Genomic DNA, 18,469 nt, shown 5'->3' with positions numbered 1-18,469 from the left:
CCCTCACAAAATCCCTTAGAGCGACAAAGTCCTCGGCTTTGGCATCCTGCGTCGCACTATCTCCCACATCCATGTGGTCGTGCGCGAGATTCGGGGCAGTTTATGAAAGATCCGGGCTAGAAAATTGTCATGAACTTTTCGAAGAAACCCTTGACTAAAATTGCAACGACGCCTGAAACAGGCTCTCCTAAACAAAAACAATCACCAACTCTAAGGGCAATAAAATTATGGAAACTCAACGTCTAGCCGCCCCCACTCAAAACTGCTATGCACAACTGGAAAAAGGACTTACGCACGGGGTATACCAACTAGAGCAGCAACCTGAGCCATACATTAAATTTGATGACAGAGTTGTATGTATTCAGAACGATAGAATCGCCCATCTGGAAACAACCTTAAACAACATAAACCTTGCTCACAAGTCATACCGCAAGCTGCCTGGTGAACTTCAGGAACTGGCTCAAAGGAAAGTAAATGTCTGCCAGGATACTCAACCAGAAGTTAGTAATACAACTGAGAGACACTCACGGGTTACCACCTTAAACCCAGAGCCAGAGCAATTAAGACAGGATTTGGCAGCCTCTGCACACCAACGATTCGATAACCGTTTGCCTGACAAAAGCAAACGGTCAGAACCGTCACGCCCCACTTCAACACAAAACTCACTGACAGACGCCCAACTAAGAGAACTACAAGAGCTTTTCAAAAACGGCATAGCCTTTTTCAACGATGATTTACGAGCAATAACATCATTAAATCAGAGAACAACCTTCTGTCCAACAAAACATGGCTGCTTCGAAGCCAGCCCCGCACCAATGGAACTACCAGACTATGAAAAAGTGAAGAGTCAATACGAACATTGGAAAACCTCTTCCTCTACTGTCAGCACAATAAAAACACCTTTTGCGACCGGATTGCAGCATTCAGCCAGGGCACTGCACCCAAGAGCAAAAACCACCAAACAACCAGAAAGCAACCAGCCGGAAAAAGAGCTCTCACCATCAGCCCTAACCTTCATTTATGACATAGAAAACAACACAGTCAGCAGTAAGGAACAACAGATACCAGCTGTAATCCCCCATTACTTTTCTGGATACAAAACAACTTTTGACAACTTTATAACGAAACACAAAGTCCTCTGTGATCATATGAGGGAGCAAGAAGTTTTTGGTAAATTAGAATTCCCTGAACTCAAAAAAGACACTTTTAAAGACCCAACTTCTTTCGAATTTGAAAATCAGCTTTACCAAATGTTTATGGTAGAAGAAACCAAAGAAACTCTATCAAAATTAATAACAAGATATGAATCAAGCTGCCTGCCAACAAAAAAACAAGTAGCTTTAGAAATTGCCAAACTCTGCATTCAGAAAAAAATCAAAACTCATGGCCATCAATATTCTTGCAAAGATTCCTGTCACCAGGCACGTGAACCCCAAGAAACTGAGAGCGCCAGTGCGTCCACTGCGGTCACACAGGCCAAACCAACGACACAGCAACGGTATATGCAAGCAATCAGAATCCTTAAAGCACACAGGAAAGACGCATTAGACGTGAGTCAATTTCTGAAAAAGAATTATGACGACCGTGACTTTTCGTCAAAACTGGAAATAAAGCAAGTAGAGATTAACAGGCACTTCTGTCGAAAGGGAGGACCGGCACAGATAAAAGACGAAATTCTTGCTGGATTTAAACACCTTGTAGAAAGTGAAACAATAATCAACACTACTACCGGAGACTTGAAAATTCCCGCAGCAGTAGCTGCTGACCCTGAAGATATGGAATGTTTCCAAACGTTTGCTGGTATTATATTCGATCAATACAAAAAGCTCGATACTTCCAAAACCTGTCGTGATAGAGCGGACTATAAAGATATGGATTTTCTTATAGGCCTATGTGAGATATCACTACAAACTATGGAACTACTAGAGAAATGTGCTAAAAAGCAATCAGCAAAACAAAGTGAAAAGCACACTTTGCAATCCTGAAATCATAACCATAAGAGGGCACCCCCTTCTTTTTGATACTCCCACGGTTCCCCGTGGGAATGCATACCCTGAAAAGAGTACAGCTATTCAACCAACGTTTCTCGCCTGTCTTCCTTTACCGGTGCAAAGTCCTGGTCACTTTAAGCCCATGATTCTTAACCGTGGCTCTCCCAACAACAGAATCTTTAAAGACACTTTCTCCAGACGCTGACACCTCACAATTGACCAGTCAAATTTCCCCTGCAGGGTTAGTATCACTAACAAAAGGGTTAACCAGGGATTTTATAAAGGAAATATCGGTCAAAAATAAGAAACCGTCCCCACAATGAAATCAACCAAAATAACCATCAATTACTCAAGGATTGCAACAATGGATGCTCATTTCAAAGAAGCCCTGATTCAAAGCTTTTCCCCAAAACTCCAAGAACACCTTTTAAACGGTACCTATGGACTGAACCCTGGCAACTGCACATACCTGATCAATTACAACGGCAGGGTTATATGCATTGTTGACGGAAAGATTGGCGAGCATATAAACACCCCGGAAAATGTAAAGCTTGCACAGGAATTTTACCGGGCACTCCAGCCACAGCTGAAAAGCCTTGCGCAACTCACGGTTGCGCCACACAACGCCAGTGAATCCCTGTTCAGACCAGCCACCCATGCAACACCAAAAGCAAAATACCCGGCTCCAGGCCCACAAATGGCATCACCCCAGGTGTCATCAAGATCTGAAACCCTGCTGAGCGATGAACACTACATAAACCTTAAAAATCTTCTGGAAGACCCAACTGATAGGGCATATTTTAACGATAATGCCAGAGCCGTCACATCGCTGGATGGGCAAATTCACTACGTGCCCGAGAATAATGGCGAGTTCAAAATATATTTAACCCATACCGAACTACCCAATTATGAGGCCATAAAAGAGCATTACTCTGAATGGACAAAAGCCACATCTGCCAGTGCCCATTGCCACAGACCTGTGTTGCGGAGCAGAGATGGAACCAAGGGGCATACTCAAGCAGCACCAGACTTGTTTAAAGCATTTGAGCAGCCCACGCCTTATGGCAAACCTCTTTCAACAAAACGCAAAAGCTCACCCATCAAACAAAAGGCTCCTGAACTGCGTGAATATCAAAGCCAAACCACCCGACAAGAAAAAACACTTACACAACAGGCAATGACTGCAGCACAACGCTCTTCAGGGAAGGTGCAATCACAAATCCAACAATTCCTGGACAATATCGATGATGAAATTGACCGGATGAACATTCCTGGTACGGATGATTTTATGGGGTATGGGGAAAAATCACGTATTCGCAATGCACTCAAAAATAAATTTGCTCTCTATCGCGAGCAATTCGAAAGCAATCAACGGGGCAATACCACTCAGACACTGCAGGGTGATTTAGCCCTATTAAAAGAAATGCAAAGAAGCATGTACCATGCAGCCAGATCGCCCGATGCAATACCAGTAGACCTTCCTCTAAAAGGCATACTCAACAATTACTATGATTGTCTGCCAATCTCACAAAATCAGTGTGAAATTCACAACCAGAATTACCTGTTTTTCGTCACTGCCTACCAGCTCATTGGCGAAGATGCTCTTTGTCTGGACAGTATGGATGAAACAACCTCTACACCGGATAAAGAGACTGAAGAAAAACTCAAAAATCTTCGCGATAAACTACAGTATCTTATAACCCAAATAGAACACATACCCTCCGACAATGAAAAAAAACGTCTCATTATTGAAGACTTCAAAAAAAAGGATCCAGTAGCCTTTAAAAGTGAGATAGAGCGGAGAGAGCAGTCTGTCTTTGAAAATGAACTACGGCTGCCCGGATATAAAGAGGAATTAGCCGCTTTAAAAGATGAACTGCATCAAGAGGAAACAAAAATAAAAACTGCGGAAGATAAAGTAAAGAGAGAACAACGTGAAAAAGCCATCGAAAAAGCCATCGAAAAAGCCAATAAATGGAGCAGCTTTTATAAGCACCAACTATCAACAAGACAAAATGACGATTACAACAAAAAACTTCCAGAGCCATTTAAGGATTGTAGACACCGTGGAAACGATTTCCCTATATCGCTATTTGGTATTCCAATGGAGTTGCACGTAAAGTATGGCTGGATGCCCAAATCATCAATGGCAAAGGCATTGCAACAGAATTGGACGGCCATGTATGCCGACATGAATGGTGATCATTTCTACACTCTTGTAAAACGAGCCGATGGATCCATAGCCGAAATCAATGACAGTAATGTTACTGAAAAAAGGTTCCCGAATGTGCAAGCGATGATTGCATATTTCACCAAAGAAAGTTGCAAATATGGATTACGCAGCTCAAAAAGAATTTAGGGCCAAAAACAAATATGTTTTCCGATCGAGACCTCAGGTTCCTCCCTGAGGTCTCGATCGGATACGTATTGATCCGGCTTATCCTGTTCATCGAAGCTTGCCGAGGCACGCCGATAAGAGTACAGCTATTCAATAAACGTTTCTCGCCTGTCTTCCTTTACTGCGGCAAAGTCTTCTTTTTTCAGCTCAGGCAATGGCCGCACCTTACACTCAAGACCATTGTCTTTTAGCACCTGGCACAGAGTATCAAAACGGGAATCCACTTCATGGAGATGGTCCAGCATAGCCGAAATGGCATGGGCGGTGGGATCAGGCATTTCAGAAGTGACGGCATAGGCATCGAAACCGATTTTTTCTGCCATCTTTTCCGCATTGGCATGACGGCGTTCGCCGTTGCTATCGGCAACCTCTGGCTTCTTCACAATCCTGCCGGGAATACCAACAACGGTTGCCCCGGGCGGCACTTCACGGACAACCACCGCATTTGACCCAATCCTCGCCCCCTCTCCTACCATAAATGGCCCAAGCACTTTTGCACCAGCTCCCACAACAACACCATTAGCCAGCGTCGGGTGACGTTTACCCTGGTTAGCCGGATGTTCCTTACCCTTATTGGGAGAAGTACCACCCAGGGTCACACCATGATAAAGAGTGACATCATCGTGGATTACCGCCGTTTCACCAATAACAACCCCCATACCATGATCGATAAAAAAGCGTCGACCAATGGTAGCTCCCGGATGTATCTCAATACCGGTTAACCAGCGATTAAATGTTGATAGCATGCGCCCCAACCAGAGAAACCCTGACTTCCAGAGTTTGTGCGATACCCTGTGCAGCAATAGCGCGTGCAGCCCGGGATAATTAGTAACCACTTCAAACGTGTTGCGTGCAGCCGGATCACGGTCCATTACCGTTTTGATATCTTCTTTTATTCGCTCAAACATGGTCTGTGCCTGTCTGTTATTATCCCTGCCTGATTGCCGGAAGCTCAGCTCCCGCAATCTTAAAAAGCTTCTGACCAATAATCAGCAAATCAAAAATGCCCAGAAGCCTTCAACACTGCTCTACTCATTCTTTTTCTTTCGAGGCAAGACATCGCTGAGTTTCTGACAGAATCCCCCGAAGAATACTCAGTTCAACACGATCCGGACGAACCCGCCCATAAAGACGACGCAATTTGGCCATAATCTTCTCGTGACTGCTGTGATCAAGAAAACCAATCGCCAGCAACACCTGATACAGATGGTCATAATAACGCTCCATATCATCCATATTTGCCAACTCATGGCTGCGGGGTTCGGGCATCTCAAGTGCCTCAGCACTGATCAACTGCATCATCCGCAACTCGTAACAGAGCACCTGTACCGCAGCCCCGAGGTTGAGAGAGCTGAACGCTTCATTGGTGGGGATATGAACCTGCAGATGGCAGCGTCGCAACTGTTCATTGGTCAGGCCCTTATCTTCCCGGCCAAAAATCAGGGCAACCTTATGGGTCATTGCTTCGTCAATAATACTCCGGGCGCATGTTCGAGGATCCACCAGCGGGAGAGAAACACCTCTTACCCGGGCGCTGGTACCCACCACAAACTGACAATCCGCAAGTGCCTCATCCAACGTTTCACAAACCCTGGCATTGCCCAGGATATCGTCAGCCCCAGAGGCCAGGGCTGTTGCGGTACCCGATGGAAACTCATCCGGCGCGACCAGACATAACTGGCTTAACCTCATGGTTTTCATGGCACGGGCAGCAGCCCCGATGTTACCGGGATGGGAAGGGTTGACCAGTACTATGGAAATGTTCTCGGAAAAATTGTCGGGCACCGCAGGAATCTCTGGCTTTATATAGTATCAGCCGGTCAGTGTACTGAAATTACGACCAATGCCAAGCCTATGTTAAAACTACTGACCGGCAGAAGCACATGATCCATTTGCAAGTTGCATAGCATCCTGTCAGAATCCGCCCCCAGTTTCTTGCAAAAATGTTGTCATTTCTTCCTGGATAGACATTTTTACAAGCTGGATGGCGGAGCAGCTTGTTGAGCCATTTCTTATACTCAGCACTGTCAGGATATAAACGGATCGTTGGATCCGCTACAATCCCATCCCCCATACGATCTTTCACATTTCAGATGTAAAGCCCATGCAACCGATGGTTAATATGGCGCTGCGTGCAGCGCGGCAGGCTGGCGAAATCATAGCCCGCGCCTACCAAGATCTCGATCATGTTAATGTCGAATTCAAAAGCCGTAACGACTTTGTAACCGAGGTGGACAAGGCTGCTGAGAAGGCCATTATCGCCTCTCTGAGCAAAACCTACCCTGACCATGGCTTCTACGGTGAAGAAAGCGGACACCGTGAAGGTAAGGGTGAAGGCAAAGATTACCTCTGGATCATCGACCCTCTTGACGGTACCACCAACTTTATTAACGGCATCCCTCATTTTGCGGTTTCCATTGCGGTTCAATATCGCGGGCGCCTTGAGCACGCCGTTATTCTCGACCCTCTCAAAGAAGAAGAGTATTGTGCCAGCCGTGGCCACGGTGCCATCCTGAACAGCAAACGCATTCGCGTAGGCAATCGGAGAAATCTGGAAGGTGCCCTGATCGGTACCGGCATCCCATTCATGAATCCGGGCATCAACCATCTGGACAGCTACCTGAACATGATGAGAGCCCTGCTGGGGGATACCGCAGGCATCCGACGCGCTGGCTCTGCAGCCCTTGACCTGGCTTATGTTGCTGCCGGTCGTCTGGATGCGTTCTGGGAAATCGGTCTGCAGGACTATGATATGGCAGCAGGCGTGCTGATGATTCAGGAAGCCGGTGGACTGGTTGGCGACTTCAAAGGTGGCCACACCTACATGAAGAACAACCAGATCGTTGCTGGTAACAGCGGCTGTTTCAAAGAAGTGCTGAAGCGCATCAGACCCTTCGTTACCGAAGGCATGTTTCGCTACTGAACTCTATGTAGAGTGAGGCTATTTTGCCTCACTTTTCCTTTACTGCCTCTCCTGAGGCATCGTTTTGAACACTAAATTATCGGGAAACAGACGGGGAAGAAAATCAGCCCCTCCCTCTTCATGCTCTGTCGCTGTAACGAGCGTGAGCAACTTACCTCCCTCCAGCCCCTGCAAAGACTGCTTGGTATGAGCATCAAGTACAGACACCATGGTACGGTCATAGAAAGTACTATTGTAATTAATCATGGTATCAAAATCGTCAATAATCACGGCAAAATGACAGTCCGGATTGGTCTGATGATTACGTCTCTCAGCAAATACATCATTCAACGGCTTGGTGCGATCCCTGGATTTAACCACATCTGTGGCCGACACATAGCTGCAAAAAGCACCAAACTCATGGTTTGCCAGGGCAGCCAGTGTTGATTTACCACTGCCCTGAGGACCTTTAATAAGAATACGCAAGGTAGAGCGGGAATCATCCCGCTTAAAATCAGCCAGTGTCGTCTTAAGCTGATTGACCATTTCTGGTAAATAGCCCTCATATTCGAAGGTTTTCCCCGCGAGGGACATGAAATTACTTTTCCCAAACTGCGGCTGAACCTGGTTAAAAGCCCATTTGAAATCAGCCATGCTGACATCCAATGTCTCTAATTGACTGAGCGCCTGAGGACAAAAAAAAGTGTCACTCTCTGCCAGGCCCTGCCCCCTGCGAAGAGCCGATTGCCTGGCCTTCTCCACCAGGGCACCCAGTTCAGCACCACTGAAGCCGGCGGTATTTTTCGCCAGCTCTGCAAGAGAGACATCCGGATTCAACATCCCGCCATCCGTCAGGTCCCTGGTCTGAATCTTTAAAATTTGAAGACGCTGATCGTCTTCTGGCAAATTGAACTTCATCTGCATATCCATACGCCCGGGACGCATCACGGCCGGATCAATCAGGTCTGGCCGATTGGTTGTGCCGAAAACAATCAGGTTGTTTTTTTTATCAATTCCGTCCATGCAGGTCAGAAACTGATTGACGACTTTATCCCCGGTACCATTATCGCCTGCCCTCCCCCTGGCCGGTAGCATCGAATCAATTTCATCAATTAACACCAGACGAAGACTCTGTTTATTTTCCAGGCCGTCATCCGAAAAAATCCCTCTGACACGTTGCTCAGACTCACCGACATATTTGTTAAAGACCTCCGGCCCTGAAATAATTTGGGTCGATACAATAAAGCCATTTTCCCTGAGCAAGGACTCAATAACCCGGATAAACAGCGTCTTGCCCGTGCCCGGAGGCCCCGAAAGAATACCACCTCTGGTCAATTGGCATTTCATGGTATTTTGCAGCTTACCCGGCACTAACCGTGGACTGATAAACGCATCTACAAACTGTCGAATGGCTCCATTCGCACCACCAATACCGTAAGCTTCTCCATTGTAGTCAAACTTTTCGGCAAGCTTCTTGATATCAATGGCTGCAGGAACATCAGTAATGTTAAGTTTTTTCTTTGCAGCATCACTGACAGTAATCCTCGTAACCCGTGCATCCCTGGCCAGCAGGCCAACAGTTGACTCCGTGGCATCTCCAGAGGATCGGAGATTTACCTTGGCGACAAAAAGATGATCACCATCACTGAATAAGTAGGAATGGGAGTCCTGTAGCGGACAATGGGACTGGTGACACATTTGCAGAAATGCCCCTGAAATAGCTTGCCATCTCTTAGTCACCACCCCTTGCTCACCAGAAGTTCGGGGCTCTCTTTTTGCCGCCTGGATAAACTGAATATTCAGTACTACTGAATCCCAGCAGTCATCGATTACTGCCGTCGCCGTCGTTAAGTTGATTGCCACCTCGGAGGTAGACAGCCTGCAATTTTTTCTCATTAACTGTGTTAAATAGGCCGTTTGAGGTTCAACGTCATCCCGTTTCAATACCTTTACCGTTTGAGTGGAGCCTTCGCTGCCATTCAAACAAACATAGGCAGAATTAATTGGCGTTCCGGTTGCAACAACCACACTGTTGGGCTCTGGCCCGGAAAGCCAGACATTTCTGTACCTGCCGTTGTTGAATCTGCTGCCACCGATTGTTGATGTCTCTGCCTCAATGCCGCCATTCAGTTTAGTCTCAAAACTATCCGTTATGATCGGCATGATACTGCTACCACGCCTGAGACGGTCACCACCTTGACCAGGACAATATTCAGAAGAATGTGCCTGCGGTTGTCCAAGTAGTGCTTCCCGAGCTTGCATATATTGCGCATATTGCGAAGCAGAATCCCGTGAAGATCTCACAGACCGGCTGTCAAAAGTACGCTCCACACTTCCCTGCTCGCCCGGATTGGTTTCGGGATCATCAGTGGTTACCTTACCGCAAAATGGATAAACATTATTCCCCGTTAACATAGCAACCTCTTTAATTGGTATTTATGGCTTCCTGCCTTAAAAGAGATTTACTATAGACCAAAAAAAACCGGCAAAAGCGCCGGTTGTTAACCCCTGAAACAAGATCTGTTATGGCGTCTGATCAAGGTCTTCGTTTTCCTTCACCGGAACAATCAGGTCTTCCCGGCTGATTCTCATGTAGATCAGCATATTGGAAGCGATATAGATGGAAGAATAAGTACCCACACCCACCCCCACAATCAATGCCAGGGCAAAGTTGTGGATCATTTCGCCACCGAACAGGAACAAGGCCAGCAACACCATCAAGGTAGTACCGGAAGTGGCCAATGTACGACCCAGGATCTGGGTCAATGACACATTGATCACCTCCTCGGCATCCCCCTTTCTCAGCTTGCGGAAATTCTCACGGATACGGTCATAAACAATGATGGTGTCATTCAGGGAGTAACCGATCACCGCAAGCAGCGCTGCCATCACCGTCAGGTCAAACTGCAGCCCCAACAGTGCAAACAGGCCCAATGTGAAAATCACATCGTGAGCCAGCGACAGAATCGCACCAACCGAGAACTTGAACTGGAAGCGGAAAGCGATGTAGAGCGTGATCAGCAACATGGCGAACAGCATACCAAGACCGCCCTGTTCCCTCAGCCTCTCACCCACCTGAGGCCCGACAAACTCAACGCGCACAGCCTCAACATTGCCGTCATAGTTCTGCCCCAGAAGACCGGCAACCGCCGCCCCCATTTTCGGATCATCGCCGGGAATACGGACCAGAATATCCTCTGCCGAGCCAAACTCCTGAACGACAACGTTCTCATAACCGGCGGTTGCCAGCTGATCACGGAGATCAGCAGTTTTCACCGGCTGATCATACACCAGCTCAATCAGCGTACCACCGGTAAAATCAAGCCCCCAGTTAATCCCCTTAACCGCAAGCGCAGCAACAGAACCCAGCATTAACAACAGCGACAGCACCGAAGCGAAGGAGCGCAGCCGCATGAAATTGATGACTTTCAAATCATTCATCACTGCCACCTCAAATATACAGTTTCTTCAGGTTACGACCGCCATGGGTCAGGTTGACCAGAGCACGTGTCAGAACAATGGCTGTGAACATAGACGTCAGAATACCGATACACAGGGTGACCGCAAAGCCTTTGATTGGCCCGGTTCCCACGGCAAACAGGATGATACCCACCAGCAGGGTGGTGATATTACCGTCGAAGATAGACACAAACGCCCGGTCAAAACCGTTATGGATCGCCCGCTGAACCGGCTGACCACCGCGAATCTCTTCCCGAATACGGGAAAAAATCAGCACATTGGCATCCACCGCCATACCCAGCGTCAACACAATACCGGCGATACCCGGCATCGTCAGTGTGGCACCAAACAGACTCATCACCGCCATCAGCAGCACCAGATTCATGGCCAGGGCAAGATTCGCCAGCACGCCAAACACCCGGTAAACCACAATCATAAAGATCAGCAGCAGAAACAGACCGATAACGGTAGAATGAATACCCATCTGGATATTCTCCGCACCAAGGCTTGGACCAACCGTTCTTTCTTCAGCGAAATACATTGGAGCAGCCAGGGAGCCCGCTCTCAACAGCAGCGCCAGTTCAGAAGCCTCTGCCGTTGAGTTCAGACCGGTAATACGGAACTGATTACCCAACGCACTCTGAATGGTTGCCAGGCTGATAATACTTTCTTCCTGCTGGAAACTCTGAATCGTTTCCTTAACCTGCTTGCCATCGACTGTTTTGGTGACCACCCTGGTCACAGGCTTCTGCTCAATAAAGATAACCGCCATGGCACGGCCCACGTTATTCCGCGTGGCCCGGTTCATTACGGTACCGCCATGACTGTCCAGATTGATATTAACCTGTGGCTGGCCGGTCTGGGCATCAAAGTTGGACTGGGCGCTGGACACCTGGTCACCGGTAATAATGATATCCCGCTCAAGATGCACCGGAGGACGACGGGCATCCCGGAAACTGAATGACTCTGTACTGACTCTGGAAGCATTGGGCAGCGCCTCAAGACGGAACTGCAGGTTGGCTGTCTTACCCAGAATACGCTTGGCTTCTGCCGTATCCTGAACGCCAGGCAACTCAACAACGATGCCGTTACGCCCCTGACGCTGAACCAATGGCTCGGACACACCCAGTTCATTCACACGATTTCGAACCGTTGTCAGGTTCTGACGCACCGCATAATCTTCAATCTGTTTAATGGCCGTTTCAGAGTAACGATAGGCAAGGACAGGGCGACCATTAACGTCAGAATTCTCTACCGTCAGATCCGGAAAATCTTTACTGATCAGGCGAGCAGCCTGGTCACGGGATGACTCATTATTAAATGCCATTTGTCGTGCACCATCGGCACGCTCTGGCATGGTACGATAGCGGAGCTTTTCTTTACGGAGGGAAGTTCGAATTTCTGAGGTAGCAATATCCATTTTCAGCTGCAGGGCTTTAGCCGTGTCGACTTCCAGCAGGAAGTGAACACCACCGGAAAGGTCAAGCCCGAGTTTCATTGGGTAGGCCCCAATAGCAGTTAACCATTCTGGCGTTGTCTGGGCCAGATTGATGGCCACAATATAGTCATCCCCGAGCGCTTCTTTGATCAGCGATTTCGACAACTGCTGCTGATCAGCACGGTTCAGACGAATCAGCAATGCCTTGTCGTCAAGTTCAACAGACGTGATATCAACATTGGCCGCTGCCAGAGCCTTTTCAGCACGCTGCTGAACGCGCTCATCCATCACTCTGGACGAACTGGCGCCAGTCACCTGTACCGCCGGGTCTGCGGGGTAAAGATTGGGAAGGGCATAAGTAAACCCAAGACCTACGATGACCAGAATCAGCAGGTACTTCCACAATGGATAGCGATTGAGCATGGCTCACCGGTTCCTGATTTAATAGTGAAGCGCCATAGCGGCATTGTTATACGGCCTTTGCCGGGAAAGTCTTTTCCGGGCTATGGGCCTATGGCACAGTCCATTTAGTGAAAGAAAACAGCCGGAAAAGGCTGCTTTTCTCAAAACTTACTTGATAGCCTTAATGGTACCTTTTGGCAGGGTAGCGGCTACAGAACCTTTCTGGAAGTTGAGTTCCATATTGTCGGCAACCTGCAGGGTCACAAACTCATCCGTTACATTGCAGACTTTACCAAGAATACCGCCAGTGGTGACCACCTCATCACCCTTGGCCAGACCGGCAATCAGGTTTTTGTGCTCCTTGGCACGCTTGCTCTGGGGGCGCCAGATCAGCAGCCAGAAGACCAGCACAAAACCACCCAGCATCACCAGCTGACCGATCATACCCGGTCCAGCTGCTGCTGCAGCCGCACCACCTTCTGCAGCAGCGTGTGCCTGACTGATGAAAGGAATCATTCCAATACTCCTAATCGCATTATTACAATTGACGCAGCAATTTACCTGAAAAACAACCAGTCCGGAACCCACCCTTTCGCCGAAAGCAAGCAAAAGCAGTGCCCGAACCTAAAGCATCAATCTATGGAAACTGACCTATCCGGATTTACATGAACAGACTGTTAATTGGGACTATCCAGAAAATATCAACCCTGACAGGCGCCTGAAAAAGGATTAGCCCCGAACATCCTGCCCACGCTTGCGATAAAACTCTGCAACAAACGCTTCCAGCTTACCTTCTTCGATAGCGCCTCTCAGGCCTGCCATCACCCGCTGGTAATAGCGCAGATTATGAATGGTGTTAAGCATGGAACCGAGAATCTCACCACACTTATCCAGATGATGAAGGTATGAACGGCTGAAATTCTGGCAAGTATAGCAATCACAGTGCTCTTCCAGCGGGCGCTCATCCATCTTGTGAACCGAGTTGCGGATCTTGATCACACCTTCATCGACAAACAGGTGACCATTGCGGGCATTACGGGTTGGCATCACACAGTCGAACATATCGACGCCACGACGCACCGCCTCAACAATATCCTCCGGCTTGCCAACCCCCATCAGGTAACGGGGGTGGGTTTCGGGAATTTTATGGGTGGTATGGGAGAGAATACGCATCATATCCTCTTTACTTTCACCCACGGAAAGACCACCAATGGCATAACCATCAAAGCCAATCTCTGCCAGGCCTGCAAGGGACACATCACGCAGCTGTTCAAACATTCCCCCCTGGATAATGCCAAACAAGGCAGACGGACTGTCACCATGGGCCGCTTTGGAGCGAGCCGCCCAACGCAAAGAAAGCTCCATAGAGGCACACGCCTGTTCTTCATCAGCGTCACCCGGCGTGCACTCGTCAAAGATCATCACGATGTCCGAACCCAGCTCACGCTGAACCTGCATGGAAATCTCAGGATTCAGGAACACCCTGGAACCATCCACCGGAGACTGGAAAGAAACCCCCTCTTCGGTAATTTTGCGCAACTTGCCCAGGCTGAACACCTGAAAGCCACCGGAGTCCGTCAGAATCGGCCCCTGCCACTGGTTAAAGCCGTGCAGATCCCCGTGCTTCTGAATAATTTCGGTACCTGGACGAAGCATCAGATGAAAGGTATTACCCAGGATAATTTCTGCTCCAATCTCCTTAATATCCCTCGGCAACATGCTTTTTACCGTACCGTAGGTCCCCACCGGCATAAAGCATGGCGTTTCAACCGTGCCACGGGGAAAGGTCAGCCGACCACGACGGGCTTTGCCATCGGTAGCCAGCTGCTCAAACTTCATAAAACATTCTCTTGTCATGAATTTTGTATAGCTCTTTGTAAACCACAAACTGTGAACCACAAAGACACCAAGGCACAAAGAAAGCGCTTTTCTAGTTACCTATGCGAACACACCAAAGAAAACCTTTGTGCCTTTGTGGTTCCCTTCTTTTAAATCTTTTGCTGCACGATTCTCAGTCAGCCTTACGGGTCAGCAACATGGCATCACCATAACTGAAGAAACGGTACTTTTGTTCAACTGCTATTTTATAGGCATCCAGCACATTTTCCCGCCCGGCAAAAGCACTGACCAGCATTAACAAGGTGGATTGCGGCAGATGAAAATTGGTCACCATCAAATCCACACTGCGAAACTCATAACCCGGATAAATAAAGATGCTGGAATCCCCCTGTAACGGTGCAATCTCACCGGAAGCAGAAGCCGACTCAAGGCTGCGCACCGAAGTGGTACCAACCGCAACAACACGGTTACCCCTGGCGCGGGTTTGCCGCACCGCCTGACAGACGGCTTCAGAAACTTCGATATACTCTGCATGCATCACATGGTCTTCAATCTTTTCAACCCGAACCGGCTGATACGTTCCTGAGCCCACATGAAGTGTCACAAATACTTTTTGAACGCCTTTTGCTTCAAGGCGCGCCAGCAATGCTTCATCAAAATGAAGTCCAGCCGTTGGTGCCGCAACCGCGCCATCCCTTGCCGCAAACACCGTTTGATAGCGCAGACGATCACTGTTGCCATCTTCACGATCAATATAAGGTGGCAGTGGCATATGGCCGTATTCAAGCAACAGCGGTAAAACCGATGTTTCAAACCGGAGAATAAACAGAAAATCCCGCCGTCCTTCAACGACAACAGGCACCGCACCATCTGCCAGCAATAACACAGAGCCCGGTTTTGGCGACTTGCTGGCCCTTACCTGAGCCAGTGCCAGATTATCCTCCACCACCCGCTCAATCAGCACCTCAATTTTGCCACCCGTCTCTTTCTGACCATACAAACGGGCCGGAATCACCCGGGTATTATTCAGAACCAACAGGTCACCGGGCTCAAGCAGACTTTCTATATCAGAAAACTGTTGATGCAGAACCTCACCACTGTTGCCATCAAGGCACAGAAGACGGCTCCCGGTACGATCCTCTGCAGGAAACCGGGCAATCTGCTCATCGGGCAGATCAAAATCAAAATCACTGACTTGCATGGACAATCCGGTGGTTAATGTCTTTATTTCCAAAAGCAGCCCACGCCTCTCATGGTAAAAGAGCGTAGAAAGACCAGTCGTAATAAAAAGCTCCGAAGGATACTGCAAAACGAAGAAGGTGTCAGGAGGGCTAACCCATGCCACGTTACGGACTTAACTTACTTTTTTGCTGCCAATATTCAATAACTGCTTGATCTCAATAACCTCTTTGATATACTTCGCCGCACTTGAGCAATCGCCACTTCGCCAGCCAACCTCAGCGGTCCATTCGGTGAGAAAAAGCTTTGAAATCAGCGAAAAGATGACATAAGCTCAGCCATATCAAATGCCAGTGTGATGGAATTGGTAGACATGACGGATTCAAAATCCGTTGCCTTCACGGGCGTGTCGGTTCGAGTCCGACCACTGGTACCATTCATCGCAAGCTCTAGCCCAGTAAATGTGACTTCTAGCAATACTCTCTTTTTTTTGCCCTTATGGTGGTAACCACCAGACCTTCCTCCTGATTTCTTGAACTTTCGGTAACTATTTGCTGGTTCACTTGAACTTTCATCTTCTCATACCTGCACTTGCCCAAACTTTATGCTGGGAACTTTCACGATATTTATGCTGGTTTTTCCGTGATGAATTTTACCCTGAGATACCAATGCAAATTTTAGACGCACAAAAAAAGCACTCAAATATGAATGCTTGATGAGATTTTTTAAAAAAATTGAGGAAGGTGAAAAGAAACGCTCAGTAGAGAGATATAAGCTTAGCTGGCTTGCCACTCCTTCATGGCCTGTCCCCATAATCGAGTGAAATCTTTGTATCGAAATCCATGATACTCAACCATACGACACCTGACTTTATTATAACTGGGCATAACTCCTTCCTTCTCGAGATCTACGATGATCTTCGATATCTGATCAGTAAATTGATGGTATCGCTTATCACTCTCCACCTTTCGCAAGCCCTGATTCTTTTGCACCAGAGCACGAGTCAACTCAGGAAATTGATAAGAAAGAAAACTAACACCCACCTCCAGCTTGCTGGCAATTTCCGGCAATGGCGTAATTTTTTCTGATAAACCATAGGTCTGCAGTCGTTTTTCAATCTCCTCCATCTCCAATGACGAGTTAAACACTTTTCGAACAGTTAATCTGGCCTCAGTCAGCTGCGGTGCAATATTCTGATGATTCAGCAATAACTGTGACGGCAAAACATTCACTGCCAGGCAAAAATCAAGAAAGCTGGTAAGCGTTGGTCGATAACGACCAGACACCCATTGCGAAATCGTTCTGTCAGAGAAACACACGGCTTCAGTCAACTTTGTCACAGCACCGCAACCGGAACGATTGACAACCATCATCACCCCATCCTTAAACTCCTGACTGACATCAATCTCCAACAATTGATGACGGCACTCAAAAAGGTCATAAAAATATTGCTCCCTGGAAGTAACCTCTCTCACTTCACCCCCATATAACCGAGAAAACCACCGCACCGGGTACACCAACCAATTTTTCTTGATGAAGGTAGCGCTTGCTGGGTAGCACCACAATCCGGGCATTGACTCACGAGTGCCAACTGATGAACAGGACAGCTTTTCACTTCCATAAGGGAAAAAACCAGCGGATCATAAACAAGCGTTGATTGTCGCATAGCATCCAGATAACACTCAGGGCACCAATGTTTTTCCTGCCGGAAAACGCCTTTACCCATTGAATCAAACAGCCCCCTGAACGGCATCATCGTATGTTGTTCCAGACCTTTCATACCAGTGAGTCTCGACAGAGCCTCACCGTACTTTTTGGCATGATTCCGATAACTATTCAGCACCGAAAGCCCATATTTGGAAAATAACGAATTTCGGGCAACCCCAAAACCAGCTTCAGGATTTACCACATAGTCGATGAAAAACCTTGGACTACAAGCGCTATTGGCTCCAAGCGCTCTACTTCAAAATCTTTCAAGCTGACATAATCTCTATTGTCGTTAAGCGCACGGTTGAGCGCTCTCTCCATCCACTGTTTCAATATGCCCACGCAACCACAGGAACCAACAAACAGATCTTCCAGCCTACCCATAACACCGTCGGATAATTTCGCCGGATAAAAAGCAAACAAAGGAATGCTTCTTCAAAAGCTTCAATATCGCCACTTGAACTGGCAAGGTAAGGTGAGAAATTAATGACTTTGGTTCGTCTGGCCAGCTGCCCACTTCCTTCCAGAAACCTCAATAATTCATAATTCCCATCCATAACCAGCTTGAGCTCCCCCTTGTTGGAGATGGACTTCAGGGTTTCCATATAGAGATTCATGAGGTACTCATCCCTACAACTCAGGAGAAAATGGTGCGCCTCATCTACAAACAAATAGCGCACCTGGCGAGACTCAATCGCCTCCTCCATCGCGCTCATCAACTCCTGCTCCGAGTTTTTACGGGTAAGTACTTTTTGAACAACCCTGATGAGGGCTTTAATTCAGTCTGAACAACAACCTCAGCCTCACGCTCAACCTCCTCCCTCAACTGAGCCTCTTTTCTATTCACAAGAGACTGGACTGCCTGATGACTTTCGACAGCATCATTGGCAGATTTGGTCTTAAAGAAACGTGCAGCACTGATCTCTTCACGAGAAAAAACATCGTGATATTTATCTTCCTGCTCACGGCGACGGGCAAGCACCCATTCCGCCCCTAAACAGACCGCGATATAGCTATTATCCATTGGGTCATAACGGATCGGGACACTCTTCCCAACCCACTTGGGATCATTAAGCTTCTCATGCGAAAAGAGCTTGTTAACGCGATGCTCGGGTTTGAAACAGGCATAAAAAGGCACGGCTGCCCCTTCTTCT

Annotated in this window: 16 protein-coding genes and 1 tRNA gene; 4 read left to right on the top strand and 13 right to left on the bottom strand. The window is 47.8% G+C overall.

Translation table 11 applies throughout. The features are described 5' to 3' along the window. The first annotated feature begins 227 nt into the window (after nucleotides 1-227). Nucleotides 228-1,985, top strand: coding sequence for a hypothetical protein (locus tag KDK15_RS03985; protein ID WP_257294069.1), 1,758 nt, complete (start codon nucleotides 228-230; stop codon nucleotides 1,983-1,985). Nucleotides 1,986-2,418: 433 nt separating this feature from the next. On the opposite strand, the gene KDK15_RS03980 is transcribed toward KDK15_RS03985, so the two are convergent. Further along, nucleotides 2,419-2,649 carry a hypothetical protein gene (locus KDK15_RS03980; protein WP_257294068.1) on the bottom strand — a complete coding sequence of 77 codons (231 nt, stop codon included), beginning with the start codon at nucleotides 2,647-2,649 and terminating at the stop codon, nucleotides 2,419-2,421. A 39-nt stretch (nucleotides 2,650-2,688) separates the two neighbouring features. Between KDK15_RS03980 and KDK15_RS03975 the strand changes: the two genes are divergently transcribed. Then, on the top strand, nucleotides 2,689-4,350 hold the full coding sequence (locus tag KDK15_RS03975) for a hypothetical protein (RefSeq protein ID WP_257294067.1): 1,662 nt from the start codon (nucleotides 2,689-2,691) through the stop codon (nucleotides 4,348-4,350). A 125-nt stretch (nucleotides 4,351-4,475) separates the two neighbouring features. Here the strand turns inward: KDK15_RS03975 and cysE are convergent, their stop codons facing one another. Both cysE and KDK15_RS03965 read right to left on the bottom strand, forming a co-directional pair. After that, complete coding sequence (cysE, locus tag KDK15_RS03970; protein ID WP_257294070.1) at nucleotides 4,476-5,345, bottom strand: serine O-acetyltransferase; 870 nt, start codon at nucleotides 5,343-5,345, stop codon at nucleotides 4,476-4,478. 76 nt (nucleotides 5,346-5,421) lie between these two features. Next, nucleotides 5,422-6,174, bottom strand: coding sequence for an RNA methyltransferase (locus KDK15_RS03965; protein WP_257294066.1), 753 nt, complete (start codon nucleotides 6,172-6,174; stop codon nucleotides 5,422-5,424). A 319-nt stretch (nucleotides 6,175-6,493) separates the two neighbouring features. Here KDK15_RS03965 and KDK15_RS03960 point away from each other — a divergent pair, with 319 nt between their 5' ends. Beyond that, nucleotides 6,494-7,312, top strand: a complete 819-nt coding sequence (locus tag KDK15_RS03960) for an inositol monophosphatase family protein (protein WP_257294065.1) — start codon at nucleotides 6,494-6,496, stop codon at nucleotides 7,310-7,312. A 39-nt stretch (nucleotides 7,313-7,351) separates the two neighbouring features. On the opposite strand, the gene KDK15_RS03955 is transcribed toward KDK15_RS03960, so the two are convergent. The 6 genes from KDK15_RS03955 to queA all read right to left on the bottom strand — a co-directional run bounded on the left by KDK15_RS03955 (nucleotide 7,352) and on the right by queA (nucleotide 15,630). Continuing rightward, nucleotides 7,352-9,706, bottom strand: a complete 2,355-nt coding sequence (locus tag KDK15_RS03955) for an ATP-binding protein (RefSeq protein ID WP_257294064.1) — start codon at nucleotides 9,704-9,706, stop codon at nucleotides 7,352-7,354. 108 nt (nucleotides 9,707-9,814) lie between these two features. Beyond that, nucleotides 9,815-10,732 (bottom strand): protein translocase subunit SecF, encoded by a 918-nt coding sequence (gene secF / locus KDK15_RS03950; protein ID WP_257294063.1) that lies wholly within the window; start codon nucleotides 10,730-10,732, stop codon nucleotides 9,815-9,817. A 10-nt stretch (nucleotides 10,733-10,742) separates the two neighbouring features. After that, nucleotides 10,743-12,611: a protein translocase subunit SecD gene (gene secD / locus KDK15_RS03945; protein WP_257294062.1), complete on the bottom strand. Its 1,869-nt coding sequence runs from the start codon at nucleotides 12,609-12,611 to the stop codon at nucleotides 10,743-10,745. 147 nt (nucleotides 12,612-12,758) lie between these two features. Beyond that, entirely contained in the window at nucleotides 12,759-13,106 is a 348-nt protein-coding gene (gene yajC, locus KDK15_RS03940) for a preprotein translocase subunit YajC (RefSeq protein WP_257294061.1), read from the bottom strand. A 213-nt stretch (nucleotides 13,107-13,319) separates the two neighbouring features. Beyond that, the gene (gene tgt / locus KDK15_RS03935) at nucleotides 13,320-14,447 is read right to left on the bottom strand and encodes a tRNA guanosine(34) transglycosylase Tgt (RefSeq protein WP_257294060.1); all 1,128 of its coding nucleotides are present in this window, start codon (nucleotides 14,445-14,447) and stop codon (nucleotides 13,320-13,322) included. A gap of 154 nt (nucleotides 14,448-14,601) precedes the next feature. Beyond that, nucleotides 14,602-15,630 carry a tRNA preQ1(34) S-adenosylmethionine ribosyltransferase-isomerase QueA gene (gene queA / locus KDK15_RS03930; RefSeq protein ID WP_257294059.1) on the bottom strand — a complete coding sequence of 343 codons (1,029 nt, stop codon included), beginning with the start codon at nucleotides 15,628-15,630 and terminating at the stop codon, nucleotides 14,602-14,604. A 327-nt stretch (nucleotides 15,631-15,957) separates the two neighbouring features. Between queA and KDK15_RS03925 the strand changes: the two genes are divergently transcribed. Further along, nucleotides 15,958-16,044, top strand: a tRNA-Leu gene (locus KDK15_RS03925). 340 nt (nucleotides 16,045-16,384) lie between these two features. On the opposite strand, the gene KDK15_RS03920 is transcribed toward KDK15_RS03925, so the two are convergent. The 4 genes from KDK15_RS03920 to KDK15_RS03905 all read right to left on the bottom strand — a co-directional run. Beyond that, complete coding sequence (locus KDK15_RS03920; protein WP_257294058.1) at nucleotides 16,385-17,083, bottom strand: hypothetical protein; 699 nt, start codon at nucleotides 17,081-17,083, stop codon at nucleotides 16,385-16,387. Beyond that, a complete protein-coding gene (locus KDK15_RS03915; RefSeq protein WP_257294057.1) occupies nucleotides 17,080-17,451 on the bottom strand; it encodes a hypothetical protein in 372 nt (123 codons plus the stop codon). Before KDK15_RS03915 ends, KDK15_RS03920 begins: the two co-directional genes overlap by 4 nt. Nucleotides 17,452-17,644: 193 nt before the next feature. Further along, complete coding sequence (locus tag KDK15_RS03910) at nucleotides 17,645-18,031, bottom strand: TniB family NTP-binding protein (protein ID WP_257294056.1); 387 nt, start codon at nucleotides 18,029-18,031, stop codon at nucleotides 17,645-17,647. Next, nucleotides 18,031-18,469 (bottom strand): Mu transposase C-terminal domain-containing protein (locus KDK15_RS03905; protein ID WP_257294055.1); only part of this gene is annotated, 439 nt, incomplete at its 5' end. The genes KDK15_RS03910 and KDK15_RS03905, both read right to left, overlap by 1 nt.

It is taken from the genome of Endozoicomonas sp. YOMI1 (genome assembly GCF_024606345.1).
Classification (GTDB): Bacteria; Pseudomonadota; Gammaproteobacteria; order Pseudomonadales; family Endozoicomonadaceae; genus Endozoicomonas.
Note: the sequence above shows the minus strand (reverse complement) of the source record. Positions and strands in the feature narration are given on the sequence as shown.